Consider the following 20450-nt stretch of genomic DNA (forward strand, 5'->3'; position numbering starts at 1 on the left):
CGGGCGTGCGCGATGAGCAGGCTTCCAGTCCGCGTTAAGCCGCGGCGCCAGAAAGTCTGCTATGTCGGGGTGCCGGCGATCTTCAAGCTGCAGCAGGCCCGCCGGAAATTAGCCCGGCGGGCAGCATCGCACCGGGTGCGTGCAGCCTCGTTGCCTCGCCTATATTGGTCTGCTGAGCCTAAAATGGTGACGCGGCTCACTTTGCGAGTATCGCGATACTGGGGCCGGCGCCGAAGAGACCATCGTTCTGTTCAATAACGTAATCAAGGCCAGGCATTATTGGTCCAGCCCAGCCTTGAAGACGGGTCCCCTAGCCATGGAAGACATGAATAATCGTGCCCGCCAGGAACCTGCCCGATAGCAGATGGTGCTTTTGAGCGGAAAGATCGGACATGAGGACGAAAAACTGCGCGCTGCTTGGCTGACGCGCTGCAGTGACATTGCGCGAGGATGCTGCGTGTGAAGCGCCAGAGGCTCCCGTCTGTCCGGTAGGTGGATGAGAGCTTCTCATGCTCCTGTTCGAAGAGCCGTCCTTAAGTCTGAACGCTTTGAATTCCGACCCTTGGCCTCGAAGCTTCACGAAGAGCAGATGCGCCCGTGTTTTAAGCTCCAAGAGTAAGTCCGGCTGACATACTGAGGGGCTTACTTCAAACGAAGTCTCGTAGCGCTTCATGCAAAGTGAATCTTTGACGCTCGACGTGTAAGAGACCTTTGACAACCTAACCGCGTGAGCTATTCTGAGTGCCGGGCGCTCCTTGGGAAACTGGCAAGGAGGATTGCAATGTCCGCATTGATTAGACAGGTAGCTCTGGTTTCTTTATCCCACATTGTACCCGCGCGCGCTGTGATGCAGATATCAGCAGCCCTGCAAAAGCAGGCTACGCGAGATCTTGGTCCTGTGTGGGGGATTTCGGCGACCGTCGACGCCTTCGAGCGGTTGGGCCAGGTCCCGGTCGGGACATGGCCGATCGTCATAGGGGCCAGAGTGCCTCCCGGTGCTGGCGGCTTTCACACCGACAAGAACGGCCAGCCGTTATCGCTCGTGCGCGCAAACCCCGATATCGACGTGCTCTGCCAAACGTGCAGCCACGAAATGATCGAAATGCTGGTCGATCCGTTCGGGAGCCGGTTCGTTCCGGGCGACTCTCCGATGCCGGATCAGGGGCGGGTGAACTTCCTCCTAGAGGCTTGCGATCCCTCCGAAGCAGCGCAGTTCGGATACACGGTCAATAACCTACTCGTATCAGACTTCTACACGCCGCACTATTTCGATCCGGTGCAGTCGAGCGGCGTGAGATATTCGTTCACTGGAGCGATAACCGAGCCAAGGCAGGTACTTGAGGGCGGTTATCTGTCCTGGCAAGACCCTACTTCGAGCCATTTTTTCCAAGAGCGAAGAATTGAAACGGACGAACCGGAATTCGAGGATTTGGGTATGCCGACGGACGCCAGGATGACGCCGCGTGAGTTCATAGACAGAATGACGGACAGGTTCACTAACGAGGCGATCGGCGTCGGACGAAAGTCGGCCTCCATGGCGTCGAACCTCAGTCCGGAAAAGCTCGACCATGCAACGAACTCGCAAGCACAAGTTTGGGAGGAGCTTCTGGAGAGACTATCTGGGAGGGGAGACAGCCGACGTGAGGAACGTCCCCTCGAAGCGGTTCGCCGCCCACCGCGAGCCCCCAAAGCCGCGTGATGTTGTGCGTGCCGCTTGCTGGAATTGTCATGCGAGCATGAGATAGCAATGAATAAGCGGACGACACGAAAGCCCAGCAAAAAGGCAGAGCATGCGGACCGGGAGCGCGAGCTGCGAGATTTGATCGAGCAAGTCGAGACCAGAACGAGCGGTGATACGCCCCCGGAGGACGAGAGCCCGCACGATTTCGTGGAAAGAAAACGGCGCGAGAGGCCAAAGCCGAAGGATAGCTAACGGCTTTGCTAGCGTCGACTGAGGTGCCCGTGCCAGCATTTCGCGGAGAAGGCCCGCTGTCTCAGACCTTGCCTCGTGGCACGGCAGGAGAGAGGCGGCGGGTATTTTTTCTCTGGCGAGGGCCGTCGTCGTTTTCGACGGCTGATTTAGGCCTTTGCTGAGATTCTACTTGTGCCGACAAAATTCGGTTGGATCGCGGTTTGCGAAGTGATTCCTGCGCAGGAAAAGATCGTTGTCATAGGCAGAAGGTACGGAAAGCTCGCGAGCGCCTTCAGCGATAACAAGACGTGAGGCGAAATGGCTCGTTTACTCGATTTAGGATTGCGTCCATAGTTACACAGCATTTTTGATGTTTTCGATTTCAGACTGTGGGGAGGTAGATTGTGCCCCGTCAAACCAATCTTTGCGAAGTCGTTTACCTCTTCGCGTCGGCCTTTCTGGCTGTCTCGGCGCCGTACGCCGCTCACGCAGCGTCAATCAAATCGACAATGATGGAGGTCATCGCGCCGCTGACCGACGACGATGGAGAGGAAGCCACCAACATCAGCGGCGTGAGTTGCCTGCCACCCGTCGGCGAAAAGCACGTTTGCCTCACGATCGATGATCAAGGACGGCTGGCGCAAGCTGCGACGATCGAGGGATCGAGGCTCACGGGTGCGGGCAAGATCCGGATCATCGACAAGGAGGCCGCGCCCGCCGACGTTGTGGGAAAAGAACCGGACATACACGAGTGCTCGAACAAGGTCGACAAGTTCAAGGATTTGGACGGCGAAGCCGTCGCGCATTATCAAAATGACTTCTACGTTGTCGGGTCACACGGATGCTCGCGCAAAAGCAACAAATTCCGCGCCTCGTCCTTCATATTGGCGCGAGTTCCGGACGACATGGTTGCGAAGGCGGCAGCCGCCGGTCCGAAAGCGCCGATCGAGAAGGGCCAGGTCGCCACGAGCTATCGCTTGTCGGAGGCGCTTCTGATCGCACCTCATGCGAAGGCATTCTTCACGCGGGATCTGATGACGGGCAACGGCCTTAACGTCGAAGGCCTCGCCGTGGTCGCCGGCAAGCTCTACGCGGGACTGCGAGCGCCGGTGATCGGGATGAAAGCGTATCTGGTCGAAGTGGATCTGGATGCGCTTTTCGATGCAGGTCGCTCAATGTCGCTTGGAAAAGAAGTTCGTGAGATCGAGCTCGATTTCCTTGAGGGGCGTGGCATCAGGGATCTTGCAGTTCTGGCAGACGGTCGGCTGCTTATCTTGAGTGGACCGGCCCAGGCCGAGGGCATTTCGTTTGCGCTGCATGCAATAGACCCAAAGAATAGTTCATTCAGCCTTGTCGCGATCATCGATGATATCCCTTCCGATTGGAAGGCAGAAGGGCTTCACGTTCTTGGACAAGACCAGTCCGGTCTAGAGCTCATGATCATGTTCGATGGACCGAAGAGCGGCGCGCCGAGGCGATACAATATCAATTGAAGTGATTTCAGACGACCGGAGTCGCAGCCCACAACGGTGGTGACTCAAAGCTCAGTGGAGGCCGATTTCTAATCTTTAAATCTAAAAATTGATAGGTGACCGTCATGTATGGGCACGGAGCTTTTATTTTCGAACCCGCTGCAGCATCAAAGAAATATCGCAATTGGGATGGTGTAGCGAGCGCCCTTCTCAAGATGAAAATGAATCATGCCTGGATCAGAGGGCACGGCAAGGATGGTCTGTTCGAGGTTAAAGATAATCTCAGCCTGGTTGGGGCCCTGCGTAAAGCTGATATCAAAGTCCTTGTATGGGGCTGGTGTCAGGGCGAGGGCCAACTCGATAAAGACATCAAGAACGCTGCAGATGCCATCGCCAAATTTGACCCAGATGGGTACGTCGCCGATATTGAGCAGGGCGTAAACGGGGCGGAATGGACGGCGAAAGGCATCAAGACGTTTTTGACGGCAACGAGGGCTGCGCTCGGTGGCAAGCCGCTGATCCTGTCCACGCACGGTTTCGTGCCCTACCATGAACCCGAGCTGATGCGCGCGGCCGATCCATTTGTCGATGCCTTCGCACCACAGGTTTATTGGTTCTGGTATCCGAACAAGAGGATGTTATCGCAACCGGGCGCAAAAGGACCTTACAAGACCAACGATGCCGCCGCATACGCCAGTCTGTGCCTCGACGTTTGGCGCCACATCACCCGTAAGCCGATCGTCATCACCGCCCAGGCCTACTGGGGAGAAAACCAGCAATGGGGGCGCCAGGATGCTGAAAATAAACTTCAGGAGTTCGTAACGCGCTTTACGCGGTACGATGAAATTGCAGGCCTCAATTGGTGGCATCTCGCGGGCAACGCGGCGATGTCGCCCGCCATGGAAGAACTGATTGCGGCTGCTGATTTCCAGGCCAAGCTAGGTGCCGTCTTGAGTGCTGGCGAAGAGCCTTCCGTCGTGCCGGCAACCTTACTGGCGTTGAACGGAGAAGCCCAACCGCTCGACCTCATCGCCCCACAGTTCGATACTGCGTCGGCGTTAGCCGCCGTCACTCCTCGCATCATTGCAACCGCAAAGGCCTCGGCGATCGCTCGATACGACTGGAAGAACCGCGGTCCGGCTTGCGTCGGTTACACGGCCGGGATGGCGGTCGCCTACGCGGCAGCGTATGCCAGGTTACAGGCGCATGATCCGGTTGCAGACCGGATGTCGCGCGCACTGGAGCCGGCCTTTCGTGACCACCGCGGGCATCTGAAGGGCGATGCGCTGACGTGGTACGATGACCAGTTTAAGACAATTGGCATGGGCGCTGCGACATCGCTGGAGCGGCTGCGGCGGCTATTCGTGCTGCAGCTTGGCCTCGGCGTGCGTGAAAGCAGCGGGCGCTACTGCGAGGGCCGAGATCGTAGCGCACAGAATACAAGTGCCGACACGGCCGAGGCGGGTCTGTTTCAGATAAGCTTCGATTTGCTCGCCGCGCGTGCGGAGCTGCTTGACATCTTTCACCACTATCAGAGCAATCCGGAAGAGGGATTACGCGAGACTTTTGAAGAAGAAATGTCGCCGCCTCCACGAGCAAAGGACCTCGAGAATTTCGGTCCCTCCACCTCGCCCGGCTTTGCGTTTCAGAAGCTCAGCAAGGAATGTCCGGCGATGACAGTCGAGATCGCCGCCCTGGGACTGCGGGAAGAGGCGGGGCACTGGGGGCCGATCATCAATCATGCCGCCGAGGTGCGATCTGCGAGCAAGGAGTTGTTGCTGACCGTGGAGGGGATCATTGACGCGCCGATGACCGCAGCAACCGAGAGCGTGATAAAGGCTTTGGGTGCAACCGTCATGGAAGACGGTCGTAGCCGCCCGGAGATCGCCCGGTTCTATTCGCAGCGCGTCGATCTAGCCGACCTGTTGCCTATCAATAAGCATCTTTCAAGCGCCAAAGAGGAGACCATGATCTCGCTACTCGGCGCTCCGCACCTCCCGCTGACGACCCATGGCCAGAACGAGCGGGCATCGGACCTCGTCAAGCGGAACCTCGTCATCGAACGCATGTCGCCGCTCTTCCGATTGCAGGGCTTAGAACCGGCGATCGCCGACCTGAAGACGGTTCTGGCGCAAGCTTTCGCCGCGGAGCCGGACCTTGAGAGCGTATTGTCGACCGAGGGCATGCTCAGCGTGCGTATGCGCAAGCCGACCGACGGCTCCGTCAGCACGAAAATTTCCAATCACGCGTGGGGAACGGCAGTTGATTTCAAGATCGTCGGGTTCGAAGCCCCCGCCAATACCGGCAGGACGGTGCCGCGGTTCATTGCGATCCTAATCCCCTTGCTCAATGCCGCGGGATGGTACTCCGGGGTAGGCTTCCGCGACACGATGCATTTCGAAGTCTCAGAAGAGCGCATCCGGAAATGGTCGAACGAGCACGTGTTCAGATGACGGCTAACCGACAGATGAAACCGGCTTCGAACTTGCGATAAGGTCGGTTTCTTGAGCGAGGCGGAATTTTCCATTGAATGCTGCTTGGGCGCACTGGTCTGCCAGTCGCCTCGCTCGGTCAATACACACTTCTTTGAATATTGATGCGATCTCTGGTCAAGCTCATGCGCGGGTAACCGAATTGAGGGAAACCGTCATCACTCGATATTTTCGCGTTGTCGTGTCCAGCGGTGTTCGATTTTAGACGCTTATGTCCTGAACCGAACGCTTGCGCGCAAGTATTTCGTCGGTGCGGTGCGAAGGAGATAGTTTTCGCTCATGCTCAAGCAAGACTCGCGGGCTATCTTTTGATGGCACGCCAATTGCTGGACTTAAGAGAAGGATGCGCAACATGTGGTGGTCTCATTGTCCAGGATTTGAATTAAGTGTGCTCGACTGATCTAAGTGAATGCGATGGACGCTGCACCGCCCGGTGCGGCGCCCGGAGGTTCGCTGCGGCATGTAGGTGCCGCTGTCGTTATCTGTGCCGAACTATCACAGTCGCGTCGGTGTCGCCGAGCCGACGGCAACGCGGGATGTGATCTGCGTGGGGCCGGGGCAGAGAATCCGCGCGCTGATTAAGGTGCACGGCGCCCGTATCGAACCCGAACAGAATGTCGTCCCTCTGACGCCTGCGTGTCGTCGCGCCCTGCCTTCACACGAACGCTAAAGGATTCTCCATAATGCGCGCGCCAAGCTATTCCGAGGCACTGGAGTTCGCGATCGACCGCTCCTACGAAATCAACCTCGACATGCTGAGGGCGCGAAAACTGCACCTTGACACCTACAACGATTATCTAGTCGGCACATATCCACCCCTCAAAGCAATGGGCGAGCTGAATGCCGAAAAATTGTTGAGTGAGATTACCTCGTCAATTGATCTCTATTTTCACATCCCCTTCTGCAATCAGTATTGCACCTTTTGTCACTTCGCCAAGGAAATCAACCCGCGTTCCGGGCGAGTGGAACGTTATCTGGCGGCTCTAAATAAGGAAATGAGTTGGTCGGACGCGGCGCTTGCCGGTAGGGAAATTGAGACCGCATTCTTTGGAGGTGGCACCCCCTCAATCTTGACCAACCCACAACTCAAGACGCTATTTGACATGATCAAACAGCGCTTTGATCTATCGAAGTCCGAAGTAAGTTTCGAATTGCACCCTTCTCTTGGAAAGCAGGTGGACGCCGCAGATCGCATATCCACTATGCTAACAGGCGGCGTAAACCGCTTCGTGCTCGGCGTTCAAAGTCTTGATGAAAACATTCTGCGCATATTGAACCGCGGGCACGGTGCGGACGAGGTGAGACAACTCGTAAAATTGCTGGATGAGCTGGGCGTTCAGAATCTATCGCTGGACCTTATCTATGGGCTGCCGCAGCAAACGCTCCGGAGTTGGTATGAGTCGCTCATCGGTCTACTGGATATGGGAGTGGAGAAGTTTAACATCTTCCCATTGTTGTTCAAATCGACGGACCCCGTAGCCCGCCATTTGAGCAAAGGGCGCTACCAATTCGCTGGGGCAAAGGAGCGCATCATCATGCATTTCATGGCGGAGCACATCCTTACGAGGCTTGGCTATCGTCATGGCCCGATCTTCTATTGGACCAAGAAGTCTCAGCCGCACTCCGTTCAGCAGCGCCGCAAATACGATTCCTGGAACGACAACAATCTGGTCCCGTTTGGGGTTGGCGGATTTGGCTATATGAGTCAGTGCCAGTTCTACAACGAGGCAGATTTAGATCGCTACTTACAACGGGTTGAGTTTGGCGCGAAGCCAGTGTGGAAGGGCGTCGTCCTATCGCAAGACGATCTGATGCGCAGAACCGTCATGCTCGCGTTGCGAAGTAGTGGAGTGTCGCTCTTCCGCTTCGAGCGGGAATTTGGAGTGTCCATGGAACAATACTTTCATCGCGAGCTTAAGAAACTAGATGAGGCAGGACTCATCAGCATTTCGAACGAAGGCGCGCTGACGCTAACCACCTCGGGCATCATCAATTCGGGCGCGGTATCGCTGCAATTCTTTTCCAACGCGGTGCTTGAGCGGGTCGCGCGCACCGACAGCAGGATCTTAGACAAACGAAAAGATCTTATCGAGAAGCACGACTACTCACCGGCCGCCCGATACGGGGCGACTGCCGAAATGCAAGCTGTTTTTAGCCAGGGCCGGTGAGTGCTCGCTATGGTCGGCAGTATTTCCCCTTCCGCCCAAGAACCGCTGCGCTACTGCTCGCAAGACATATTTTCTCATGTGACCGATAGCATTGATTCTCGACGACGAAAACGACCGCTTGGGCGATTCAGCAATTTTGTCGTCGATGAATTGCCACATAGTATTGCGGAGATCAAAGGCAGCGAGCGGCCGGATGAAGCGGTTAGGGCACTCGGTCGCGCTATCAGCGCGATTGTGGCGGACACGGACTATGATGCGCTGTTGCGCCGGCTACCGCAGTCCGATTTCGAGATCGCAAAGACAGACATCCAGTATCTCACCAATTGTGCCTATCACATGTCCGCTTTTGCCGGTCTCCATCCCGGGGACGCTGAATTGACGGTGGGGGAAGCGCTAAGTCGTCTTGCCCGCTTAACCCGCCTGCGGCAGCCTGGCGTTGATGTCCTCTCCTATGAGGATATGATACTTACGAATCCGGTGCAGAACGATCCGCGTCTATACTGCCTCGGAGCGGCCGGCGTCGAGGAACGAGATTTTTGCTTAGGCCATCAATTCATCGAAAGCGAATTGCAGTTGGCGATTGACGCCCTACTCGAGTTGCGAGATGCGGCTGACACGGATGCGCGTCAATGTCTTGCGCTGTGCGTGGAGCACCTTGAGACAGCGAATCATGTCCTGACGCGCTTTGAACATATGTCGCCGGATCTATTTGGCCAATTCCGCGTGTTTTACGCAAAGAATCCTTACAAGAATAGGCTTGGCCCAAGCGGCAGATTCTCTGCCCGTATTGTGGCTGTCTCAGTGCTGCTGATCGGCAAGGAGCTTTTCCTCCAGAAACCGCACTTCTTCACGGATGTATATCGGCTGTCCGAATACTATCCGCAAGCGTACATTCACGAGGTATTCCGCTGGTTGGCGCAGGACAAGGAAGGCGCATGTCTCAAGCCAGGTTGGCTGGAAGGAAAAGCAGACTTCCCTGGGGAGGCAACCATTTCGCCCGTCATTGAGCACGGCGACAGTGAAATCCGAAGGCTGCGCGACTCCTGTGTTGGAGCGTTGGATCGGTTTACCCTGATGCACCATACCACGGCTTTGAAATATACGGTCGAGCCTGGTCGACCACTTGTCGGAGTTGAGGCATCTGAAAGTATTAACGCTGTCCTTTTGCAGCGGCTCTTGACGACGGCGCGTCAATAAGCTTGAGGGTGCTATCTGCGTGGGCAAAAGGATAATGACGGGAAAGGGGCTGGCCTCTGATGCGAGTCCGCAGCGGATGTCGATGTCTCAAGACGAGGTGATCTTTCGTCGGTTTGAGCCAGGGGATGCCGATGATGTGTGGCATCTGCATAGAGCTGCATCCGAACATGGTGGTGCACGTGGCCCAGAAGGCGCGTGGGAGGATGATTTAAGCAATGTAGGCGAAGTATATATCAGGTCGGGCGGCTACTTCTTAACTGCCCATATTGGTTCCCGACTCGTCGCCATGGGAGGATTGAAGCCTGTCGATGTTGACGTTGCACAGCTGAAGCGCATGCGGGTCGATCCGGCCTTTCGCCGACGAGGGTTTGGAAGGCGCCTCCTTCGTGAATTGGAATTGAGAGCCGTTGCTCTGGGGTTCAAGTGCATCGTGCTCGATACGACAACGATCCAAGTCGCGGCTCAAAAACTCTATGAGGCAGCCGGCTATGTTCGCCGCAGGCAAGGGATGCTGCACGGATATACAGTGATTTTCTACGTGAAGCAGCTGGCCGACCAGGGTGAGGCTCGCCGTTTGACCAAGTAAGTTTGTGAGGCTGGAACGGTCCATTCCAGCGCTGTAGACCAGCTTCATGACGCACTGAAGCAACGTGAGGTGCTGCGTTTGTGGCGCGGGCCTACCAACAGATAACGCGCCGCCGCGCAAGCCGCGCGCGCGCTTATCCGTCCACTCATGTCCGTCCACTCATGTCGCACCTCCCCTTGAGCTGGGAAACTTGCTGCTCACTTCCGTCAGATGCCGGTTAACGGTCCCCTTCGTCATGCCCTCTAAGCCAAACGCACCTGCACGTCAGCTTATTTAACCATCACTTGGAGCAACGGATTAGCCGGACGCGGCGATGCAGGGAGGGAAAGGCTGCTGATGGGCGAGTCAATGCAAACACCGTGCGGATTTTGCTTCGCAGCTCTGAACTCTCTGCGCTTGTCATTTTAAGGCACCAAATAGTGCTGATCCCACTCGGGTCTGGGCACTGGCGTCCCGAGGGTATAACTAAATGACCGAATTGTTAGGCCGTCGTCGCTCGTTTCGCAGCGATACGCGACGTGGTACCACACGCCGCGGCTTCGCAATGCGGCGCCGCCCGCGGCTATGGCATGGCCACGAATGACCGGGTCGGCGAAAGCATAGGCGACGAATTCGTCCGGCCGAAAGCCCTGGTGCTCGCGGCCGATTGCTCCCATCGCGCGTGCATCGCAACGCTGCTCAAGTCGCGTTTCCGGAGAAAGCGTCAGCATCTGCTCTTCGGTGGACTTGGCCGCATTGGCAATCCGAGGTAGGGCGAGAAGGATCAGGTAGGCTGATAGGAGGTGTGGTCTCATGTTCAACTTTGTTATCGAGGTCGACGGCTGTCACCTCAATCTGGAACGGCGTGCTCGCCGCGGGAAGTCGTGCCGCGCTCACGAATGTCTGTGCGGGCTGCACCTTTTGAAGGCAGACAGCAGTCGCCCATACAATGCTTGTGTTCGGCAACATTACGGCCGTACCTGACGGATTTTGAAATCTTGGCAGTATCGGAGAGCTGGACGCTCTGTTTTGAACGCAGCAGAGCAGTTCAGGTAAGGGGAATCGGGCTGCTCATGCTGGCGCGACCCCAGCAGGGGTCGAAGCAATCGTTCGCGGGGGCGTCAGCAGTCAGACGCGTTCAAGGTGCCCGACGGGGTGATGCTCGCCGGCGGTATCGGCAAGGAGCGCCGCGAGTGCCGCGCATTGGTTGCGAATGTCAGGTATCGCGATGATCTCCCAAAAGGCCGCGCGCGTGAGCGGACCCACCGCGAATAGGCGGTGCGAAGCCGTGCCGGCGCGGCTGATGACCGCACAATTGCGATCAGTCTCGATGCCAATGCAGAGCGGATCGACGCGGCAAAGGCCACGATCGAATAGACGGCGCACGGCCGGATTGAGCGTAGCGCGCGGATCTTTGACGATGCCGGTGCAATCGACGACGGCGCCGACCTGTATGTCGACAGGATTGGCGTCGCCCCGCCTGCGGTACTTCACTCTGGCGCCGGTCGTGCTGGGCTCGACGTTGATCACCTTTGCTGCCATCAGGGTGAGCTGACCTCTGTCAAGCGCCCGAGTGATGCGTGCTTCGACTTCCGGAGCCATCCGATGACGATGCACGTCCCACCAAGCGCGCGCGTGTTCCAGAAAGCGGCGTTTCGATGCCAGCGGAAGCTCATGCCACAGTCGCTGGGTATAGGGTCGAAGGCCGTCGATGACGCTGCGCCAGTTGCCGCCTTGGGCCGCATTCCGGTCTATGCGATCACGAAGCCAGCGCAGCAGGTTGCTAATGCTGGCACCGAAAGGAACATCCCCCTCTTCAATTCGCAAAGCATCGATGTGGCGGTGGGGTTTTGCGAGCAGGCCGCGCCGTGACATAGCGATGATCGGCCCGCGATGGCCGTCGCGCAATAGCGACAGAACGTAGTCGACCATGGTAAGGCCCGTGCCCAGGATCAGTACGGTGGCATCGGTGTCGACGCCAGCAGTCGATGGTGGTGCCCCGGGATTCGCATGAGCCGGGCGGTTAGCTCTCGTATCATGTCCGGTTGCGAGAACGACTGTGTCGGCCATCAGCAATCGGCCATCAGCCAGCTTGACCGACACGCAGGCGGGACCTTCGTTGATATCGACGCAAGTCCCGTGCTCGACCGACAAGCGCGGTGCGTCCGTCGGCTCAGATGTCTGCTGCTCGAGCAAACTGGCGATGTAGTCGCCATAGACGCGTCGTGGCACAAAGCAATAAGGATCGCGATACAGCGACGCGTCCGCGTCACGCGAGTTCAGCCAACGCCAGAAGTGATCCGGTTGGTCGGGCAGCGCGCTCATATTTGAGGCGCGTACGTTGAGCAGGTGATCAGGATTGCCCGTGTGATAAGCTATACCGCGTCCGATGTCGGGACGCTGCTCGATCAGCGTGACGCGTAGATCGCTGGTCGGCTGATGCAGCAATTGATAGGTGAGCAGGACACCACTGGCGCCGCCACCGATGATCATCACGTGCCGCGCGCTTGAAATCGTCATGCTACCACTCTGTCGATCAAGGCCTGGAGCACATGTGCGGTTGCCAAGGCTCATCATTGAACAAGCTTCACTTTTCTGAACGAAGCTTATCCCTCTGAAGTTTCGTCGATATGCGCTATCACTTCAATATGAAGCCGCGGATATCACCCGCGCCTCAAAATTGTGCTGTCGCCCTAAGACTAGGCGATAACCGCGGTTTTCTGTCTAACAGGAAGATGTCATGAAAAAATGCCTGGAGGTTGTCAGGCGCGCCGCGAGCTACAGATCGTGGTTGCTGCGCGCATCTTCTCCGTTAATCACGCCCATCCGGCCAAAAATGCAAAGTCAAGGAGACTTGGGGCCGTATGAACCTCCTTCTTCTAGTTCGCGCGAACAATAACACGTCCTTGCTCTGATCGAGAGAGAAAGGATGGTGCTATGAGAATTTCGAAAGTTTTCACGTGCGCGGACATCTTTTGAGGCCATGGAATTCTCCATTCAAGCCCGGAAACGGAAACGCGTTTCATGTGGGCGACTTTCGGCCTGGAGCTGGGAGCTGCAATGTGCAGTGAACTCTTACGAGAAGTGGCTGGCCGACGAGGATGAAGCGCTTCACTTGACCAAGTGAGCCCAGCGCTTCTGGCTAATGCTCTTTTGGTCATTCAGTCATTCCATCATGTTCGCCGGTCTCAAGAGCGTCTCTATGCTGCCTGCACTTGTACCGCATGCGATTAATTCAGTCAGCAAGTCCAAAGACTCGAGCTACAGTCGGCGCTCCACACTTCGGCGTAAAGGCGACCGCGGCTCAATAGCGGCCTGCGACAAACGCAACATCAGCTTGTTGTCAGCTTGGCTAGACCTGGTAGCGACGCTTACTTTAGAGCGCGTTTCGCAAATCTGACTGGTCACCTGAATTGCGATCTCCGCCATGGCCCGTGATTAGTTTCCAGCCGAAGATTTAAGCAGTTGAAATGGGGCGAAGCTAACTTCGCCCCATTTGATGTCGCGTTGGGTACCTCTGTCCGGCTATGTCAGGGAAATAATCCCTTGTGTGGCAAGCGCATCCAGAACCCGATCCGCCAACTGCTCCGCTGGCTCGTCCAGTGTCTTCAAGTGCACCTCCGGCGCGTTCGGCGCTTCGTACGGGGCATCGATGCCAGTAAAGTTCTTGATATTGCCTGACTTTGCCCTGGAATAAAGGCCCTTCGGATCGCGACGGACGCATTCGTCTATTGGCGTATCCACAAAAACCTCGACGAATTCGCCCTTCCCCACGAGGTTGCGGACCATGTCCCGCTCCGCCTTATAGGGTGAGATAAACGAGCAGACGACGATCAGGCCGCTTTGAAGCATCAGTTTCGCCACTTCACCAGCTCGTCGAATGTTTTCGATCCTATCTGCTTCAGTGAAAGCGAGATCGCAATTGAGGCCGTGACGGAAATTGTCGCCGTCCAGCAGCATCGTGTGATGCGACATCGCGAACAGCTTTTGGTCGACGATATTGGCAATCGTCGACTTGCCGGAGCCGGAAAGGCCGGTCAGCCAGATGATGCACGGCTTCTGCCGTTTGAGCGCGGCACGTTCTTGCATGCCGATCGTCAGCTGTTGGCAGGCGACATTGCTCGAGCGGCGCAGCGGAAAATCAATCATTCCCGCACCAACCGTACGGTTGGTGTAACGGTCGATCACGATGAAGGACCCGGTGCGCCGATTGACGTGGTACGGATCGAAGCTCACAGGCCGAGTGGTCGCGACGTGACAGAAGCCGATATCGTTGAGGCCCAGCGTGGCCGCCGCAAGGGGAGGCTCACGGGTATTGACGTCGATCTTGTATTTGATACGCGTGACGTTGCCGGAAGCAATCGATTGCGTGCCAATCCGAAATGCATAGGAGCGGCCCGGCATCATTGGCTCTTCATCCATCCAGATCAGATGAGCGGCAAACTGGTCGGCGACCTCGGGGCGCTGCGTGGGACCTGCCAAGACATCGCCGCGGCTGATATCGATCTCATCTTCGAGCGCGATGGTTACTGCATCGCCAGTTTCTGCACCTGCAAGATCACCATCACCGGTCACAATCCGCATCACGCGCGAGCTGCGACCCGAAGCCGCCACGATGATTTCGTCGCCAACCGCGATTTTTCCCGAGGCGATCGTCCCCGCATACCCCCGGAAATCCAGATTGGGGCGGTTCACCCACTGTACCGGAAAGCGGAAGGGCAGGTCGGTCGTCTCGGGCTGAATATCGATAGTCTCGAGGTAATCCAGCAGGGACTGGCCGTGATACCAATCGGTGTTGCCGGATCGGTAGATGATGTTGTCGCCGTGTCTGGCAGAAATCGGGATTGGTACGATCGACTTGAAGCCGAGCGCCGAAGCAAAGCCGACGTAGTCGCTCACGATGCCGTCGTAGACATCCTTCCGGTAGTCAACGAGGTCAATTTTATTAACGGCGACAAGGACATGCCGGATGCCCAATAGCGAGCAGATGAACGAGTGGCGCCTGGTTTGCACCAGGACTCCCTTGCGCGCATCGATCAGAATGATGGCGAGCTGCGCGTTGGAGGCGCCGGTCGCCATATTGCGGGTATATTGTTCGTGACCTGGCGTATCGGCGACCATGAACGATCGGCGCGACGTGGTGAAGAACCGGTAGGCGACGTCGATGGTAATACCTTGTTCGCGTTCAGCTTCCAGGCCATCGACCAACAGGGCAAAGTCGATCTCTTCGCCCGTCGTGCCGTGCTTAACGCTGTCGCGCGTGAGCGCCTGCAGATGGTCCTCATAGATCATCTTGCTGTCGTGCAAGAGGCGCCCGATCAGCGTCGATTTGCCGTCATCCACAGAGCCGCAGGTGATGAACCGCAGTTGATCTTTGCTAACGGGCTCGCCGAGGCAACGAACAGCGTCCGTATCCATCAAAAGTATCCTTCCCGCTTCTTCCTCTCCATCGACGCTGCCTCATCAGTGTCGATGAGACGCCCCTGGCGCTCCGATACTTTCGCAAGGCGCATTTCGGCTACGATGTCCTCGATGGTCGTGGCTTCCGACTCAATGGCCCCGCTCAGGGGGTAGCACCCAAGGGTGCGGAAGCGGATCGTCCGCATCTCGGCGGTCTCATTTGGCCGAAGCGGGAGCCGCTCGTCGTCCATCATGATCAACGTGCCGTTCCGATGCACCACGGGTCGCTGTTTCGCAAAATAGAGCGGGACGACGGAGATTCGTTCAAACATGATGTATTCCCAGATGTCGAGCTCCGTCCAATTCGACATCGCAAACACCCTCATCGTTTCGCCCTGCCGGATGCGGGTATTGAACAGGTTCCAAAGTTCGGGCCGCTGATTGCGCGGATCCCAGACATGTCCTGCCGAGCGGAACGAAAATATGCGCTCCTTGGCACGGCTTTTCTCTTCGTCCCGCCGTGCGCCGCCCAATGCCGCATCAAATCCGTACAGGTCGAGCGCCTGCTTGAGCGCGTCGGTCTTCATAACCTGCGTATGCAGTGCGGAGCCGGACTCGATGGGATTGATGCCGCGCGCGATGCCGTCCTTGTTCACATGGACAATCAGATCGCCCCCGATGCGTCTGGCCGTTTCGTCGCGAAAGGCGATCATCTCCCGGAATTTCCAGGTCGTATCGATGTGCATCAACGGGAAAGGCAGCTTTGCCGGATAGAAGGCTTTCACGGCAAGGTGCAGCATGACGCTGGAATCCTTGCCGATCGAGTAGAGCATCACCGGTTTCTTGAACTCGGCGACAACCTCGCGCATAATTTCGATCGACTCAGCCTCGAGTCGCCGCAAATGCTGAGGCAGTGCGTGTGTTTTGAGTCGGGTTAAGTCCTGCACGTTCATCTTTGAACATCCTCGAGATGTGCCCGCGCAATGAAATTGCCGTTGCGGTACTCGTGCCGCATCTGAGGGCTTACCTGTGAGATCAGTGGTCGCAGCGCTTGTGAGAAGGATCGCTCGGCCCGCCGCGGTATTTCATCCATGGTCGGTCCAAGCGGGGATAGAGGTTGGCTTCACCGTCGCCACAGACATAGTATTCTGGGGGCGAGCCCGCGTGACGATCAATTCATCCCTTGGTTGCTGCCTCAACATACGCTGGTTTAACGTGTCGCGAAGCCGTTGCGGGCAGGCGCCGGTGCAGCGCGTCGGCCCGTCTACCTGAACGGAAGGGCATGAACATCGCTTTTCGCGCTTGCAGGCGCCCGGCCACCAATACAGCTATTGGTGCAGGGTCGTCGAAGACCGCGCCAATAAGTGGGTTGCCGCGTCCATGATGACATACTCATCGCAGTTTTCCCGACAGGAAATCTACCATCTTGCTCAATGGCTGGCGTTTTTCCTACGCGGCAGAATGTGGTTTGGTGAAATCGATTTTTTGGATGCGACGCATTCAAAACTCGGATGGTGACACTCCTGTGGTCTTGATCCGAATCTCCTCGTAGCACTCGATACTCTGATGATCGAACTCAGTCTCACGGCGGCAGCTCCTCTGGTAGCGGGCGAGCGATGATTTAGGAGAGTTTCATCGGCGCGCCGTTTTACACGGCTCTGGCGCCACACGTCTCCTGCTAGACCGGCAAACCGACCTGACGGTCACTCGACCCGTTAATGGCGGCAGTTGGCTCCAGAAAATTGAAAGTCTCGATCGCCGTGTGGCCGATCTGTTGTCAGGTGTGCAGACTAGTGAGTTGGTCGACCTCTATCGCGCATACAGCCGATATCCCTCGCCGTGAAGCGATGTCCGGCAAGAGGCCAATTGTGATACTTATCCACTCAGTACTTAGGTGACGGGTTATCTACGGATCGGCCTTGAGACGGCTTGCGCCCAAGTCAACTACCAGTCTTAGCAATTGATTGAGATGACGGACACTGGCACTGCATGAGCTCCCGCGTGTCGTTGGGATGGATTAAAAAAGCTGGCCACACCGAAGCTGATGGGTGTGCTGTCTCCTCTTGCCCGCAGCCATGAAATGCGATCTTTTATTTTCCCAAAACACCATGATGGCCTCTCTTTGCTCCCGCCGATCGCTCACATGTTCGGAAGCTTCATGAAGCAAACGGGGCATAATTGCTTCCGAGGCCTGCTTGGCGGCGACTGTAATCTTTCTAAGGGGAGGTCTTCCTCGAGCGTAGATGCCATGATGAGCGAATTCTTAAGGCTCATAATGGTGAATGAAGGGAGGCGTTCTCCCTCGCATGGGACCGCCAGGCTTCCGCGAAGAGCTATGGAGCCAGGTGCGAGTGGCTCAGACGGTTGGCGTCGAGTGCTTCGCTTAGCCAAGCAATGTCGACCGAATGCCGGTGCTCGATCGCACCTTTCCGACGCGAGGCCAAGTTCAGACGAGGCCAACCTCCGCGCTGAGCATGACCGGATCGCGGCATGACCGCTTCAGCTGCCAAACGTCCCATCGCGATCCGGGCGGTGCTTCCTTTCGTTTTTCGCCGCTGGCTGCTGCAGCCCTACCGCGCCACCTTTGTACTGGTGGGCTTCCTCGGCTCAACGGCGGCGGACCTGTTTATGCCGGTCTACTCCGGCCATCTGGTCGACGCATTGACGTTAGGCCCTCACAATCAGGCGGCGCGAGATGCAGCGCTGGCCGCCTTCGGCGGCATCCTCGCGCTCGGCTTGGTTTCGGTGATCCTGCGCCTCATAGGTCTGCAGGCAATCGTTCCGTTCACGCTTCAGACGATGTCGGACGTGGCGCGCGACACGTTCATGCGCGTCCAGCGGTTCTCGACAGATTGGCATGCCAACTCTTTCGCCGGTTCCAGCGTGCGGAAGATCACGCGCGGCATGTGGGCGCTCGACCTGCTCAACAATACAATCCTGATGTTCCTGTTGCCGTCCCTGACGGTGCTGGTCGGTTCGATGATCCTGCTCGGGCTGCATTGGTCTGCGCTGGGTGGGGTGGTCGCGATTGGTGCGGCAATCTATGTCGCGGTGACGATGACGTTTTCGGTCCGCTGTATCGCGCCTGCCGCACGGGTCTCCAATGCCTGGGACACCAAAATCGGCGGCACGCTGGCTGATGCACTAACTTGCAATGCGGTTGTAAAATCGTTCGGCGCGGAAGGGCGTGAGGATGTTCGGCTCGCCCGCGTCATCAACCGCTGGCGCATGCGGCTGCGGCGAACCTGGCTGCGCTACAACTACTCCGCCATGTCTCAAAACTCGCTCCTGTTGTGCCTGCGGGCATCGGTGATCGGCGGCTCGGTGCTCCTGTGGATGGCGGGGCTCGCCTCGCCGGGCGACGTCACCTATGTGCTAACCAGCTACTACATTATCCACGCGTATCTGCGCGAGGTCGGCATATACATTAACAACCTGCAGCGCTCGGTCGACGACATGGAAGAACTGGTCGCGATCCATGACGAGCCGATCGGGATCGTAGACGCACCGGATGCAAGGCCGATCGCCATTCAGGGCGGTGAGATCGTATTCGACGACGTCACCTTCCAGTATGGCGGCGACGGGGCGCCCCTCTATGACAGGCTATCGGTTGATATAAGCGCGGGCGAGCGGGTTGGTCTGGTTGGGCGCTCCGGGTCCGGCAAGACGACCTTCGTCAAGCTGGTGCAGCGGCTCTATGATGTCTCGGGCGGCCGCATTCTGATCGACGGTCAGGACATCGCTTCTGCCACGCAGCAATCGCTCCGCAGCCAGATAGCCGTCGTGCAGCAGGAACCGATCCTGTTCCACCGTTCGCTCGCCGAGAACATCGCCTACGGCCGGCCCGGAGCCGGGATGGGGGCGATCGAGCGGGCGGCGCGGCTGGCCAATGCGCACGAGTTCATTCTGCGCCTGCGCAGGGGGTACGGCACGCTGGTCGGTGAGCGCGGTGTCAAGCTCTCGGGCGGTGAGCGGCAGCGCGTCGCGCTGGCGCGCGCCTTCTTAGCGGATGCGCCGGTGCTGATCCTGGACGAGGCAACCTCAAGCCTCGACTCGGAATCGGAAGCCCTCATCCAAGAAGCGATGGAGCGGCTGATGAAGGGCCGCACTTCGATTGTGATTGCACATCGGTTGTCGACGGTGCGCAGCCTCGACCGCATCCTGGTGTTTGATGGCGGCGTCATCGCCGAGCAGGGCACGCATGCTGCTTTGACCAAGCGACCCAGCGGGATCTATCGGCGGCTGTTGGAGAGCCAAACTACCGAGTTCGGCCGGATGTCTGCGGCAGGTTAGCAAGTAGGAATGGTACTGAGACCTGGAGACAGCATGCGAGGAGACGGCAACAAGCGGCCGGGTTTGGTGCAAGTGAGAGGCCTCGGCGGCTGTCAACATGCACGAAAGTCGCTTCGGCCAATTGCCGCCCGCGTCCCTGAAATCGCGGATGGAGTGAGTCGCCAACATCGTTGAAAATCCCTCAAAAGACCCATTCTGCGCTGAAATCCGGCGCCAATATCCGGACCATTGCATTAATCAATATGGACAAGTGGCTATTGTGCAGCGGCAGACGGATGGGCGTTATTTCGAGACGAGGCATACAGAAAGCGACGTGCTGCCGTGGCGTTCTGAATCCAGAGAGCCGCGGCTGCAATCGGCGCGAGTCGAGTGACGCTGACGCGCTATGTGCTGAATTCGTTCGTCGTATTCGTCCTCCCGCGACGAACATTACTGGCCGCCCCACATCTGGGGCGGCCTTTTTTCCGTGCGCCAGGTATGGCGCGGAGCACTGTGACTGGCGCGATTTGACCTGAGTGGTGTCCGGTCGATGACTTCGAGGTAAGAGTCCTCTAAGGGCCCCGGTGATGGGAACGGTAGCAAGGGCGTCGCCGCGAGGCGGGGGTCTGAAGGAAGCAGTAAGCAAAGTGCTGCCCTTGACGAACCGGCAGCGCATAAGAGGCGTCCACATCCGGGTGAGGGAGCGGAAATCCCGAAGCCAAATATCACCCAGACGGTGCACCGTCACCTCAATCGTGCGCCTGACGAACCGCCGTATATTGTAATATGGGCCCGTACGTGATGTCGAGGGGAAGCCGCGAAGCTTGCTCCCACCCGATTTCTCGGCTGAGCCCTTCGATCTCAAAACCTTGCTGAGGACTAGGTCACTAGTGCCGATCGTAAGAAAGAGCACGAGGAGCGGCGTCTCTTAGCCAAGAGATGCCTACCCCGTCGTAGAGCTTCTGTCGGTCG

12 protein-coding genes are annotated in these 20450 nt (G+C 57.6%); 7 read left to right on the plus strand and 5 right to left on the minus strand.

From position 1 onward, the window contains the following. Positions 1 to 781 precede the first annotated feature (781 nt). Entirely contained in the window at positions 782 to 1699 is a 918-nt protein-coding gene (locus Q2941_RS27635) for a hypothetical protein (protein WP_458194307.1), read from the plus strand. Positions 1700 to 2406: 707 nt separating this feature from the next. On the opposite strand, the gene Q2941_RS27640 is transcribed toward Q2941_RS27635, so the two are convergent. Then, positions 2407 to 2718, minus strand: coding sequence for a hypothetical protein (locus Q2941_RS27640; RefSeq protein WP_458194308.1), 312 nt, complete (start codon positions 2716 to 2718; stop codon positions 2407 to 2409). Here Q2941_RS27640 and Q2941_RS27645 point away from each other — a divergent pair. The 5 genes from Q2941_RS27645 to Q2941_RS27665 all read left to right on the plus strand — a co-directional run bounded on the left by Q2941_RS27645 (position 2695) and on the right by Q2941_RS27665 (position 9827). Then, complete coding sequence (locus tag Q2941_RS27645) at positions 2695 to 3405, plus strand: DUF3616 domain-containing protein (RefSeq protein WP_458194309.1); 711 nt, start codon at positions 2695 to 2697, stop codon at positions 3403 to 3405. The two genes, Q2941_RS27640 and Q2941_RS27645, sit on opposite strands and share 24 nt — an antisense overlap. A gap of 104 nt (positions 3406 to 3509) precedes the next feature. Then, positions 3510 to 5837 carry a M15 family metallopeptidase gene (locus Q2941_RS27650; protein WP_458194310.1) on the plus strand — a complete coding sequence of 776 codons (2328 nt, stop codon included), beginning with the start codon at positions 3510 to 3512 and terminating at the stop codon, positions 5835 to 5837. Between the two features lie 722 nt (positions 5838 to 6559). Continuing rightward, positions 6560 to 8044: a coproporphyrinogen-III oxidase family protein gene (locus Q2941_RS27655; RefSeq protein WP_458194311.1), complete on the plus strand. Its 1485-nt coding sequence runs from the start codon at positions 6560 to 6562 to the stop codon at positions 8042 to 8044. A 9-nt stretch (positions 8045 to 8053) separates the two neighbouring features. Next, positions 8054 to 9241 carry a hypothetical protein gene (locus tag Q2941_RS27660; protein ID WP_458194312.1) on the plus strand — a complete coding sequence of 396 codons (1188 nt, stop codon included), beginning with the start codon at positions 8054 to 8056 and terminating at the stop codon, positions 9239 to 9241. A gap of 34 nt (positions 9242 to 9275) precedes the next feature. Beyond that, entirely contained in the window at positions 9276 to 9827 is a 552-nt protein-coding gene (locus Q2941_RS27665; protein WP_458194313.1) for a GNAT family N-acetyltransferase, read from the plus strand. A gap of 404 nt (positions 9828 to 10231) precedes the next feature. Here the strand turns inward: Q2941_RS27665 and Q2941_RS27670 are convergent, their stop codons facing one another. The 4 genes from Q2941_RS27670 to cysD all read right to left on the minus strand — a co-directional run bounded on the left by Q2941_RS27670 (position 10232) and on the right by cysD (position 16159). Further along, positions 10232 to 10621, minus strand: a complete 390-nt coding sequence (locus Q2941_RS27670) for a DUF930 domain-containing protein (RefSeq protein ID WP_458194314.1) — start codon at positions 10619 to 10621, stop codon at positions 10232 to 10234. Between the two features lie 313 nt (positions 10622 to 10934). Then, on the minus strand, positions 10935 to 12299 hold the full coding sequence (locus tag Q2941_RS27675; protein ID WP_458194315.1) for an FAD/NAD(P)-binding protein: 1365 nt from the start codon (positions 12297 to 12299) through the stop codon (positions 10935 to 10937). A gap of 1032 nt (positions 12300 to 13331) precedes the next feature. Then, positions 13332 to 15224 carry a sulfate adenylyltransferase subunit CysN gene (gene cysN / locus Q2941_RS27680; protein ID WP_458194316.1) on the minus strand — a complete coding sequence of 631 codons (1893 nt, stop codon included), beginning with the start codon at positions 15222 to 15224 and terminating at the stop codon, positions 13332 to 13334. Continuing rightward, on the minus strand, positions 15224 to 16159 hold the full coding sequence (gene cysD / locus Q2941_RS27685) for a sulfate adenylyltransferase subunit CysD (protein ID WP_458194317.1): 936 nt from the start codon (positions 16157 to 16159) through the stop codon (positions 15224 to 15226). Before cysD ends, cysN begins: the two co-directional genes overlap by 1 nt. A gap of 1537 nt (positions 16160 to 17696) precedes the next feature. On the opposite strand from cysD, the gene Q2941_RS27690 reads away from it, so the two are divergent. Then, entirely contained in the window at positions 17697 to 19499 is a 1803-nt protein-coding gene (locus Q2941_RS27690; RefSeq protein WP_458194318.1) for an ABC transporter ATP-binding protein, read from the plus strand. Positions 19500 to 20450: the final 951 nt, after the last annotated feature.

The organism is Bradyrhizobium sp. UFLA05-153, from assembly GCF_054185185.1.